This is a genomic window from Aeromicrobium sp. P5_D10 (assembly GCF_054049535.1).
Genome location: NZ_JBFUME010000008.1, coordinates 331127 through 342525 on the forward strand (window position 1 = coordinate 331127; position 11399 = coordinate 342525).

At 64.9% G+C, this 11399-nt stretch carries 11 protein-coding genes and 2 tRNA genes; 8 read left to right on the forward strand and 5 right to left on the reverse strand.

Features of this window, described 5'->3' with window-relative positions; all coding sequences use genetic code 11:
• Positions 1–295 precede the first annotated feature (295 nt).
• From ACXJKC_RS16990 to ACXJKC_RS17005, 4 genes are all read right to left on the reverse strand, one after another.
• Positions 296–369, reverse strand: a tRNA-Phe gene (locus tag ACXJKC_RS16990).
• Positions 370–414: 45 nt separating this feature from the next.
• Positions 415–1755: a M20/M25/M40 family metallo-hydrolase gene (locus tag ACXJKC_RS16995; protein WP_456697927.1), complete on the reverse strand. Its 1341-nt coding sequence runs from the start codon at positions 1753–1755 to the stop codon at positions 415–417.
• Positions 1756–1804: 49 nt separating this feature from the next.
• A complete protein-coding gene (locus ACXJKC_RS17000; protein ID WP_456697928.1) occupies positions 1805–2419 on the reverse strand; it encodes a malonic semialdehyde reductase in 615 nt (204 codons plus the stop codon).
• 141 nt (positions 2420–2560) lie between these two features.
• Positions 2561–2637: transfer RNA gene (locus ACXJKC_RS17005), tRNA-Asp, on the reverse strand.
• A 175-nt stretch (positions 2638–2812) separates the two neighbouring features.
• Between ACXJKC_RS17005 and ACXJKC_RS17010 the strand changes: the two genes are divergently transcribed.
• The 6 genes from ACXJKC_RS17010 (at position 2813) to ACXJKC_RS17035 (ending at position 7010) form a co-directional block, all read left to right on the forward strand.
• Positions 2813–3325 carry a cysteine dioxygenase gene (locus ACXJKC_RS17010; protein ID WP_456697929.1) on the forward strand — a complete coding sequence of 171 codons (513 nt, stop codon included), beginning with the start codon at positions 2813–2815 and terminating at the stop codon, positions 3323–3325.
• Positions 3322–3780 (forward strand): rhodanese-like domain-containing protein, encoded by a 459-nt coding sequence (locus ACXJKC_RS17015; protein ID WP_456697930.1) that lies wholly within the window; start codon positions 3322–3324, stop codon positions 3778–3780. Before ACXJKC_RS17010 ends, ACXJKC_RS17015 begins: the two co-directional genes overlap by 4 nt.
• 84 nt (positions 3781–3864) lie before the next feature.
• Complete coding sequence (locus ACXJKC_RS17020) at positions 3865–4677, forward strand: ABC transporter ATP-binding protein (protein ID WP_456697931.1); 813 nt, start codon at positions 3865–3867, stop codon at positions 4675–4677.
• Positions 4674–5378 carry an ABC transporter permease gene (locus ACXJKC_RS17025; RefSeq protein WP_456697932.1) on the forward strand — a complete coding sequence of 235 codons (705 nt, stop codon included), beginning with the start codon at positions 4674–4676 and terminating at the stop codon, positions 5376–5378. Before ACXJKC_RS17020 ends, ACXJKC_RS17025 begins: the two co-directional genes overlap by 4 nt.
• Before the next feature lies 1 nt (position 5379).
• The gene (locus tag ACXJKC_RS17030; protein ID WP_456697933.1) at positions 5380–6060 is read left to right on the forward strand and encodes an ABC transporter permease; all 681 of its coding nucleotides are present in this window, start codon (positions 5380–5382) and stop codon (positions 6058–6060) included.
• Between the two features lie 38 nt (positions 6061–6098).
• Complete coding sequence (locus ACXJKC_RS17035) at positions 6099–7010, forward strand: glycine betaine ABC transporter substrate-binding protein (protein WP_456697934.1); 912 nt, start codon at positions 6099–6101, stop codon at positions 7008–7010.
• Positions 7011–7093: 83 nt separating this feature from the next.
• Here ACXJKC_RS17035 and ACXJKC_RS17040 read toward each other — a convergent pair whose 3' ends face one another.
• Positions 7094–9250, reverse strand: a complete 2157-nt coding sequence (locus ACXJKC_RS17040; protein WP_456697935.1) for an MMPL family transporter — start codon at positions 9248–9250, stop codon at positions 7094–7096.
• Positions 9251–9417: 167 nt separating this feature from the next.
• Here ACXJKC_RS17040 and ACXJKC_RS17045 point away from each other — a divergent pair, with 167 nt between their 5' ends.
• Both ACXJKC_RS17045 and ACXJKC_RS17050 read left to right on the forward strand, forming a co-directional pair.
• Positions 9418–10734, forward strand: coding sequence for a histidine kinase (locus ACXJKC_RS17045; protein WP_456697936.1), 1317 nt, complete (start codon positions 9418–9420; stop codon positions 10732–10734).
• Positions 10686–11333 (forward strand): LuxR C-terminal-related transcriptional regulator, encoded by a 648-nt coding sequence (locus ACXJKC_RS17050; protein WP_456697937.1) that lies wholly within the window; start codon positions 10686–10688, stop codon positions 11331–11333. The genes ACXJKC_RS17045 and ACXJKC_RS17050 overlap by 49 nt, the downstream gene beginning before the upstream one ends.
• Positions 11334–11399: the final 66 nt, after the last annotated feature.

Sequence of the window (11399 nt, forward strand, 5' to 3'; positions counted from 1 at the left end):
CTGACTCGGCCGGGGTCGAAGCCCCCAAGCTCTCCGCTGCGCTCCGAGCAGGGGGACCCCCAGGCGCCACCGTTTCTCGTGCCAACCCCGCGCACATACGAATTGAGGGCCCCAGCAAAAAAACGCTGGAGCCCTCAATTCGTACTGTGGCCAGGGCCGGGGTCGAAGCCCCCAAGCTCTCCGCTGCGCTCCGGGCAGGGGGGAGCCCCAGGGGCCACCGTTTCTCGTGCCAACCCCGCGCACATACGAATTGAGGGCCCCAGCAAAAAAACGCTGGAGCCCTCAATTCGTACTGTGGCCAGGGCCGGGGTCGAACCGGCGACCCTCCGCTTTTCAGGCGGATGCTCGTACCAACTGAGCTACCTGGCCACGCCCGCAAGCGAGCGGATTCACCTTATCGCATGCCCTCGACGGTCAACGAACCGTGTCCGCCAGTCGCTGCAGGAGGAGAGCCTCGGCGATGCAGACCTTGGTGAATTCTTCGAGGTGCAATCCCTCGTCGACTCCGTGGGCGCGGGTGTCGGGATCCTCCACACCGGTGACGAGAACAGCGGCGTCGGGGAAGATCCGGGCGAATTCGGCGATGAACGGGATCGAACCGCCCATGCCCATATCAACCGGCTCGGTGCCCTCCCAGGCATCGCGGAACGCCGATCGAGCCGCATCGTATGCCGGACCGTTGGCATCGACAGTGAACGGTTCGCCGGTCTCGCCGCGTTCGACCTCGACGTGTGCACCGAACGGGGCGTGATGTTCCAGGTGCGCCACGAGTGCCTCCAGGTGTGCGGATGCATCGCCGCCGGGGGCGACGCGCATGCTGATCTTGGCTCGTGCGCTGGGTGCGAGGGTGTTGGAGGCCTGGTCGACCGACGTGGAATCGATCGCCAGGACGCTGATGGCCGGTTCGGCCCACAGCCGCTGCACGATCGAACCGCGTCCGATCTGCTCGACGCCGGGCAAGATGGCAGATTCCGAACGGAATCGGTCTTCGGGATACTCCAGGTCGGAGGCAGTTTCGTGGTGCAACCCCTCGACTGCGACAGCACCGTCCTCGTCATGCAGGGTCGCGAGCAACCGACACATCGTGGTGAGGGCGTCGGGCACAACTCCGCCCCAGATACCTGAGTGCACCGAGTGGTCGAGCGTCCGAACCGTCACGATGCAGTCGACCATGCCACGCAGCGTGACGGTCAGTGCCGGTACGCCGATGGCCCAGTTGGCGGAGTCGGCGATGACGATCGCATCAGCCGTCAGCTCGTCGCGGTACTGCTCGAGCAGCGCCACGAGACTCGGTGACCCGGACTCCTCCTCGCCCTCGACGAACACCGTCACTCCGACTGGCGGGTTGCCGCCGTGGGCGCGGAAGGCGGCCAGGTGCGCTGCGATACCGGCCTTGTCGTCTGCCGCGCCACGGCCATAGAGCCGGTCCCCGCGCGGAGTCGGCTCGAACGGCGGTGAGGTCCACAGCTCCGGATCGCCCGTGGGCTGGACGTCGTGGTGCGCGTACAGCAGGACGGTGGGTGCACCGAGCGGGGCCGGGTGATGTGCGATGACGGCCGGAGCGCCACCGGCCTCGACGATCTTGGTCTGCGCGAAGCCCGCTTCGCGCAGGAGACGCTCGACCTCGGCTGCCGAGCGGTGGACATCGGCGTGGTGCTCGGGTTGGGCCCAGACCGACGGGATGCGGACGAGCCCTTCGAGATCGTTGAGGATCGAGGGCAAGATGCCGCGGACGCGAGACGTGAGATCGGACATGACATCAGACTGCCACGCGTCCCGGCGGGGCCGCGTGGCAGTCTGAGAGTCAGACTGTGCGGACGGCATCCTCGGCCGAGATACGAGGCAGCCGATCGAACCAGGGGTTCTCTCCAGGGTGACCGATGTTGATCACGAGCTGGGTACGCCAGCTGGATCCCTCGAAGAACTCGCTGTCGATCGCGGCAGCGTCGAATCCGCCCATAGGGCCTGCAGCGAGGCCTGCGGCGCGGATTCCCACGATGAAGTATCCGGTCTGCAGCGCGGCGTTGTAGCGAGCGATCTGTGCTCGGGAGTCGGCGTTGCCGGCGAACATGTCGCCGGCGGTGGGATTGTGCGGGAAGTGGACAGGCATCAGCGTGTGGAAGTCGGTGTCCGCGGCGATGACAGCGACCAGCGGCGCGGTCGCGGTCTTGGCGCGGTTGCCTTCGCTCATATGGGGGACGAGACGGTCACGTCCCTCGCCCTGCTCGACGAGTAACAGGCGCATCGGCTGGATGTTCATCATCGTCGGGCCGAACTTGACCAGTTCGAACACATCGCGCACCTGCTCGGCCGAGACCGGCGTGTCGCTGAAGGTGTTGGCCGTGCGGGCCTCGCGGAACAGGGCGTCGAGAGTTTCGTCATCGAGGATGAACGGCGATTCGAGAGCAGTTGAAGTCATGCAACATTCAACTAACTGGCTGATCGAAATAGTCCCGCGCCCCGGGGGAGCGAGTGTGGGGCTGGTCACGCGGCAGTGGAAATGACACGAGGCCCGCCCTCTGCAGACTGTGTCTGCAGGGAGCGAACCTCGTGTTCCACATGGCGACCCCGACCGGACTCGAACCGGCGACCTCCGCCGTGACAGGGCGGCGCGCTAACCAACTGCGCCACGGGGCCATGTGCGTTTGACTGCGAACGTAACTCTAACCCACACCCTTTCGAGGCACCAAAAGGGGGGTCGGTCAACGTGGTCGACAGGGTGCCCGTAGCTCACGATGACGAGTTGAGCCAAGGCGTCCCAGATCGTGAAACCGGTGCCAAACCAGTACTGAAGGCCGGTTCCATGGTTGCCATGACCGTTCGCCGTCCCACCGTCGCGCCCCTGTCGCTGGCCGATCTCGTCGCCTTGACGAGCTCGGTCGCCGACGACGTTCGCGCGGGCCTCTACGAGGTTCACGCAGACGAGGAGAGCCGTTGGCACGTGCGACTGCTGTGCGACGACCAGGTCGACATCTGGTTGATCAGCTGGACAGCCGAACAGGGCACGCAACTGCATGACCACGGAGGCTCCTCGGGGGCCTTCTCGGTCGTCAGCGGCCAGCTCAGCGAGGCGGTCTGGACGCCGGGCGTCGAAGAGCTCACCGAGACCACGCGTTCGGAAGGTGATTCGGTCGTCTTCGGTGAGCAGTACGTCCACGATGTGCGCAACGTCCGCACTGAGACTGCGGTGAGCGTGCATGCGTACTCGCCGCCACTATCGCTCATGAACTACTACGACGTCGAAGGGCATCAGCTGATCAAACTGGCGTCGATGTGGACCGATGATCCGGAGGCGCCGGCACCCGAACTGCGGGCCGCGTCATGACCGCGACCTACGCATCGGTCGACGATCTCCTGGCCTCTGCGCGTTCTGGTTTGAGCCGATTCACCCCGATCGAGGCGCACCAGCGGGTCCGATCCGGCGCTCTGATCGTCGACATCCGGCCGGCGTGGCAGCGCGAGACCGATGGAGAGATTCCCGGTTCTGTCATAGTCGAGCGCAATCATCTGGAGTGGCGTCTTCATCCAACATCCGGGGCCAGCCTGGCCCTGGCGTCGCCTGGTCAGGAGTGGATCGTTGTCTGCACCGAGGGCTACACGTCGTCGCTGGCCGCCGCGGCTCTGGTCTCCTTGGGCCTGCCTGCCAGCGATATCGTCGGCGGGATCCACGCCTGGCGATCCGCAGGACTCCCGGTCATTGCAGGCGGTACGCCAGTCGAGCGGCAGGTGGTCGATGACACCACATCGTTATCTTCCTCACCTGCGTTCCGATTGCCGTGATCGGTCGAGCAGGCCAGACTGGGACGACCCTGTTCCTTGCCTACCTACTGTCCCGACGTTGATGCGTCGAGCGCGGAGGACCGCATGATCGAGTACCGCTCCATCGGGAAGACCTTCGCTGACGGAACCGAGGCGGTCGGGGACTTCAGTCTTCAGCTCCCCTCGCGGACGACGACAGTCTTTGTCGGATCATCTGGCTGCGGCAAGACGACGCTGCTGCGGATGGTCAACCGGATGGTTGAACCGTCGCACGGGCAGGTGCTGATCGACGACGTCGATATCGCGACCCGTAACAAGGTCCAGCTACGGCGCAGCATCGGCTACGTCATGCAGCACGCGGGCCTGCTCCCACATCGCAAGGTCATCGACAACGTCGCGACGGTACTCCGTCTCAACGGTGTCGATCGCAAAGAGGCGCGTGAACGCTCGTACGCCGTGCTGGAAACGGTCGGCCTCGACACCTCGCTGGCCACGAAGTACCCCAGTCAGTTGTCCGGAGGCCAGCAGCAGCGGGTCGGGGTGGCACGCGGGCTGGTCTCCGACCCCAATATCTTGCTGATGGACGAGCCATTCGGTGCGGTCGACCCGATCGTCCGTGAGGAATTGCAGACCGAACTCCTGCGTCTGCAGCGCGAGCTCGACAAGACGATCGTCTTCGTCACGCACGACATCGACGAGGCATTCCTGCTCGGCGATCAGGTCGTGATCTTGAAGAAGGGCGGCGAAGTCGCCCAAGTCGGCTCACCCGCCGAGATCCTCGCGGCACCGGCCGACGACTTCGTGCGCAGCTTCGTCGGGCTCGACAAGGGGCACCGCAAGCTGCGGGTCGAGGAACGCGATGGCGTCCGCATCGTCGTCGATGCGACCGGCAAGGCGACCGGGGTCCTCGCGGAATGACTTGGTTCAACAACAACACCGACAAGGTCTACGACCTGCTGCTCAGTCATCTGTGGCTGAGCGCCTTGCCGATCGTGCTCGGTTTTATCATCGCGGTGCCGATCGGCTGGTACGCCAACCGGCATCCGCGGATCCGCGGTGTGCTGTTGACGCTGGCCGGAATCTTCTACACGATTCCCTCACTTGCGTTCTTCCTGGTCCTTCCGAGCATCATCGGCACGGGTTTCCTCGACCCGTTGAACGTCGTGGTCGCGCTGACGCTCTACGCAGTCGCGATCATGGTGCGGTCGGCGGCCGATGCCTTCGAATCGGTGTCGCCCGCAGTGCTCGATGCGGCGACAGCCACAGGATTCGCCTCGGCCGGTCGGGCCTTCTTGGTCGAGCTGCCGCTGGCCGGTCCGGTGCTTCTCGCGGGTCTTCGGGTCGTCGCCGTCAGCACTGTGAGCCTGGTGAGCGTCGGAGCCCTGATCGGCGTCAACAACCTCGGCTCGCTGTTCACCGAGGGTTACCGCACCGACAACACTGCCGAAATCCTGATTGGTGTCATCGGGATCGTCGGGATCGCGCTGCTGTTCGACGCTGCCCTGGTCATTGCCGGACGGCTTCTGATGCCGTGGTCGGTTGCCTCGCGCACACCGACCCGCAATCCGGTCTCGCCGATGATGTCCTTCTTCCAGCACCTGAGAGGCGGGCGGGTGTGACATGAGTGTTGTCAGCGACACAGTCGATTGGCTCGGCGACTCGGCCAACTGGTCGGGCGAAGAAGGCATCCCGCATCGCCTCGTTCAGCACCTCGGTTACACGGGTCTGACGATCCTGGTCGCCGCGGCGATCGCGATCCCGATCGGCCTGTGGATCGGCCACACCGGACGCCTTCGAGGGCTGGCGGTGGTCAGCTCGGGAGCGCTTCGGGCGCTGCCCACGCTCGGAGTGCTCACGTACGCCTCGCTGTTCACCGGGATCGGGATCAAGGCCGCGATCTTCACCCTCGTCCTGCTGGCGATCCCGCCGTTGTTGGCCGGGGCCTATGCCGGCTTGGAGTCGGTCGATCGACAGACGATCGACGCGGCCCGCGCCATGGGGATGACCGAATGGCAGATCCTGACCAAGGTCGAGGTGCCGCTGGCTTTGCCGCTGCTCATCGGCGGTTTCCGTTCAGCGACCCTGCAGGTCGTGGCGACCGCCACGGTGGCGGCCTTCATCCCCGGACCCGGAGGGTTGGGGCGCTACCTCATCGACGGGCTGGCCGTGCGTGACAATGCGCAGATCATCGGCGGCGCAGTCGTCGTCATCGTGCTCGCACTCGTCCTCGACGGACTCTTCGTCCTGCTCCAGCGGTTCGCACTACGCAACCGCCCTGCTCCCGTCCGTATCTCAGCATGACCACACCCCCACCAAGGAACGCACAACCAAGGAGAAGTATGTCCATCACCAAGATCACCACGGCGCTCGCGGCCGTGACGTTGGGTCTCTCGCTGGCGGCTTGCGGCGGCGATCCGACGTCAGACGATTCGGCGAAGTCGGCCAAAGACACCATCACGATCGGTTCGGCGGCGTTCCCCGAGAACGAGATCATCGCCGAGATCTATGCCCAAGCGCTCGAAGCCAAGGGCGTCAAGGTCACCAAGAAGCTCAACATTGGCGCCCGCGAGGTTTACATCCCGGCGTTGGAGAACGGCGAGATCGATCTGCTGCCGGAGTACTCGGGCAACTTGTTGTCCTACTTCGATCCGAAGGCCACGGCGACGGCGCCGGCCGATATCGAGGAAGCGCTCGATGACGCTCTGCCCGACAAGCTCGAGGTCCTGGATGCTTCCCCTGCCGAGGACAAGGACTCGCTCAACGTCACGCCGGAGTTCGCGGCTGAGAACAATCTCAAGACGATCGCCGATCTGAAGAATGTCAAGGATCTGTCGTTGGGCGCCAATCCGGAGTTCAAGGACCGGGCCTACGGCATTCCGGGACTCGAGAAGATCTATGGCATCACCGGTATCAAGTTCGTCCCGATCAGCGATGGTGGCGGTCCCAAGACGCTGAAGTCGCTGCTCGACGGTGACATCGACGTCGCTGACATCTACTCCACGACGCCGTCGATCCTGGCCAACAAGCTCGTCACGCTGGAAGATCCGCAGAACCTGATCGCCGCGCAGCAGGTCGTCCCGTTGATCAACGACAAGAAGTCCACCGACAAGGTCGAGGACGTCCTCGACAAGGTCTCGGCCGCGCTGACCACGCAGGATCTGCTCGATCTGAACACCAAGAACCAGGGCGACGACAAGGTCGCCCCGGCTGTGTTGGCCAAGGAATGGCTGACGGCGAAGGGCCTGATCTAACCGCTGGTGGTTGAGGTGCGGAGCGAAGCGGAGCCTCGAAACCCGCGGGTTTCGAGGCTCCGGCCGCGAACGGCCTCCGTACCTCAGCCGGCTACTGGCACCAGCTCCGGGGCGTAGTCGTCTTCGTGACTCTTGACGTTGCCGAGATTCTGCAGCCGTCCCTTGAACGCCAGCAGCAGCGCGGGCAGAAGGACGAGCCGGACCAAGGTGGCGTCCAGGAGGATCGCGACCGAGAGGCCGATGCCCATCTGCTTCATCTCGAGCATGTCGAGCGTTGCGAACACCGCGAACACCGACACCATGACTGCGGCGGCGCTCGTGACGACGCTCGCGGTCTCCCGGATGCCGAACTCGACGGCCTGTTCGAACGGCAGTCCCTTGCGGAGGCCCTCGCGGACCCGGCTCATCACGAACACGTGGTAGTCCATCGACAAGCCGATCAGGACCACAAAGCAGAACAGCGGGATCCAATCGACCACGAAGCCGGACGACGTGTAGTTCAGCGCATCGTCGGCCCAGGAATTCTGGAACACCAGCGTCAGCACACCGAACGCCGCACCGACCGACAGCAGGTTCAACGCGGTCGTCATCAGTGCGAGCGTCAGATTGCGGAACGTCCAGATCATCATCAGCAGGGTCAGACCCAGGACGAAAGCGATGACCAAAGGCAACCGCGATGTCTGGTGGTCGTAGTCGTACGTCTCGGCAATTCCGCCGCCGACCGCGGTCTTGGCATCGAAATCGGCCACGGCGCGCGGGATGATCGTGTCGCGCAGCTTCTCGATCGTGGTGTCATTGCGGTCGTCACCATCGGTGTGGGCGGCGAACATCGACAGCACCGACGTCTGACCGTCCTTGGAGACCTGCGGGGCTTCCCCGCTGGACACCGCGATTCCGGCCTCGACCGCGGCGGATTCGATCTCGCTGAGCGCAGCTGCCGCGCCGTTCGAGTCGGCCGACTTGAGCACGACCTCGATAGTGGGCCGCTCCGATGGGAAGCTCTGCTGAGCCCGCTGGAACGCCTGGACGGCTGGGATGTCCTGTGGAAGCGTGTCGACGCCCGACTGCTGGGTCGACATTCCGAGCGCCGGGATGGCCAGGGCCACGAGGGCGCCGCCGGCGACGAGCACCGAGGTCAAAGGTCTGCGAATGACCGGACGGATCAGCCGGCCGCTGATCGCGCCGGATCCGATGCGCCGGTTGAGGCGCCACAGCAGGGGAATGCGCGGGCGGTTGAGGAGGCGACCGAATTTCGCGAGCATGGCAGGCAGGACCGTCAACGAACCGATGACGGCGACCAGGACCACGAGGATCGAACCCGCGGCGAGCGCGTTGAAGACCGGCTCGCCTGAGAGGAACAGCCCGGACATCGCGACCATGACGGCGAATCCTGACACCACCACAGCGCGTCCCGAAGTGGCCGCGGCGATCTCGATCGCATCGATGACCGAACGGCCACGAGCCCGTTCCTCACGTTCGCGTTTGAGGTAGAACAGCGAGTAGTCGACACCCACTGCCATGCCGATCAGCAGGACGACATTGGCCACGGTGCCGGCGTCCGGCACTAGGTACGAGATCGGTGCGTAGAGTCCCAGCGCCGTGATGACCGAGGTGATCGCGAGGATGACCGGGATACCGGCGGCGACGAAGGCGCCGAAGGCGATCAGCAGGATGCCGAAGGTGATCGGCAGGCTCAGCATCTCGGCCGAAGCGAGATCTTCGCCGACCTTGTCGTTGATGCCGACGTCGAGGGACGACTCGCCGGCTTGTTGGATCTTGAAGTCGGGGTGGTCCTTCTGCACACCCGCCGTGGCGGAGATGAGCGCGTCGATGTGCTTGGAAGCCTCATCGGTGTCGCCCGACATCGTGATGGGAACCAGGACCGCGTCACGCTTGTCGGAGACTATCGGGGGCCCCACGTTGGAGACCCCTTTGACGTCCTTGCTGACTTCGCGGACCTGAGTGGCGACCGACTCGGCGCGGTCGAGGTCGAGAGTTCCCTTCGGAGCCGTGATGAGAACCGACTCGGTCGGGCTGGCGGCCAGGTCGGCGGCGTCGATCATCGCAGCGGCTAGACCGGACTCGCCGACGCGCATGTCCTCGTCGCTGACTTCTTTGCCTTGCACCGACGACATCAGCGCGATGGCGGTGACGACGAACGCGACCCACAGGCCGATCGCGCGCCAAGGGTGGAGAGCGCTCCAACGCGCCACCCGTACGGTGGGTGTTCTGCGAGACATGGTGGTCCCTTCCAGGAGTGATTGACGTTGTCATCAGCGTCGCGAATCTGGCCGTCCCGCACGATGGGGGCAGGTCCCGCTTCCCAGGTGGGTCCAGGCCCACTGCCCGTCCGTCGCGGATACGGCAGGATCGAACGAGTCGTCCACTGTTTCGAAAGGCATTCGTCATGACCTCGACCGTCAGCCTCATCTCGCCCGCCCCGGGCGAGTCGTTCTGGGCCGGGCTGCGACGACGGATCTCGTTGACCGGCTTCGCCGTGGTCTACGTGCTGTTGGCGGTGCCGGCTTTGGCGATGCTGATTTCCCTCACGGTGTCGTTGAGCGTCGCGATCATCGGGGTGGGTCTGGTCCTCCTGCTGATATTCGTGCCGCTCAACCAACAGCTCACGAATCTGCACCGGTTGCTGGCGGGCTATCTGCTCGGCGTCAAGATCGAACAGCCCTACAGATCTCGTCCCGTGGGCTCGCCGTGGACGTTGATCAAGTCCTGGGCCAATGATCCGGCGAGATGGCGCGACTTCTTGTGGACGTACGTCAGGGTCGTCGTCACGTGGGCGCTTTCCTGGCTAGCGCTCGGTTTGGGTCTGGCCGTGATCTGGTACCTGATCTTTCCGTTCCTGTTCGCCATCACACCAGAAGGCGCCTTCGACGTGGAGTACGGACTCTTCACGCTCGACACCCAGGCGGAGTCGTTCCTTCAGTGGCTGTGGGTCGTGGTCTCGTTCGGACTCTGGTGGTGGCTAGTGCCGGTCTTCGTCGGGTGGTGCGCCCAGCTCGATCGCGCTTTGCTCGCACCGTCGCGCGGGACGTTGGAACGGCGCGTCGCGGAGGTCTCGGCCTCGCGCGCTGAGTCGATTGACCATTCGGCCGCCGAACTGCGGCGAATCGAGCGCGATCTCCACGACGGTGCACAGGCCCGGCTCGTGGCCCTCGGCATGAACCTGGGCCTGGCCGAGGAACTCATCCAGAAGGATCCGGACGCCGCCGCCCGTTTGCTGGCCGAGGCGCGCACCGTGACAACGTCAGCGCTCGGCGATCTGCGTTCTGTCGTACGGGGTATCCACCCGCCAGTGTTGGCCGACCGTGGACTCGCCGGTGCGATTCAGGCGCTTGCCCTCGACATGTCGCTGCCGGTCTCGGTGACGATCGTGCTGCCTGGTCGTCCGCCGGCACCGGTCGAATCGGCGGCCTACTTCGCGACCAGTGAGCTGCTCGCCAATATCGGCAAGCACGCCAAGGCATCGCGTGCCACGATCGACGTCTCGCACGACGGCCAGGCTTTGCAGATCGTGGTCGAGGATGACGGTGTGGGCGGAGCATCTGTCGACGGTGGCTCGGGGTTGGCGGGGGTGATTCGACGTCTGGCGGCATTTGACGGCACGATGGACGTGGTCAGTCCCACTGGAGGACCGACCGTGGTCACCATGGAGGTTCCGTGCGCGTTGTCATCGCCGAAGACCTCGCCCTCCTCCGAGACGGTCTGACCCGCCTGCTGGAGGCCTACGATTTCGACGTCGTGGCGGCGGTCGACGATGCGGTCAAGCTCGGCGAGGCGCTGCGGGCGTACGAGCCTGATATCGCGGTCGTCGATGTGCGGATGCCGCCGACGTTCACCGATGAGGGGCTACGTGCCGCGATAGCGGCACGTAGCGAGCGACCGGGAATGCCGGTACTGGTGCTATCGCAGTATGTCGAGCAGTTGTACGCCCGCGAGCTGCTGAGCAGCGGCGATGGCGCCGTGGGCTATCTGCTGAAGGACCGGGTCGCAGATGTCGCGACGTTCGTCGATGCGGTGCGCACTGTGGCCGGGGGAGGCACGGTGCTTGATCCGGAGGTCGTGTCGGCTCTGATCGCGCGGGCGCCGACCGATAGCCCGGTCAGCCGGTTGACCGATCGTGAGCGTGAGGTCCTGGGGCTCATGGCGCAGGGACGGTCCAATGGCGCGATCGCAGCGGCCCTCTTCGTGACCGAGAAGGCGATCAGCAAGCACACCAGCAATATCTTCATGAAGCTGGATCTCGACCCCGATGACGACAGCAATAACCGCCGGGTCATGGCCGTCATCGCGTATCTTCAGTCCTGACCCCGGTCCAGTCCTGACCCTTGCGGCGGTGCGTTGGCGTCCAAGATCGTGACGCGGGTGGACGCC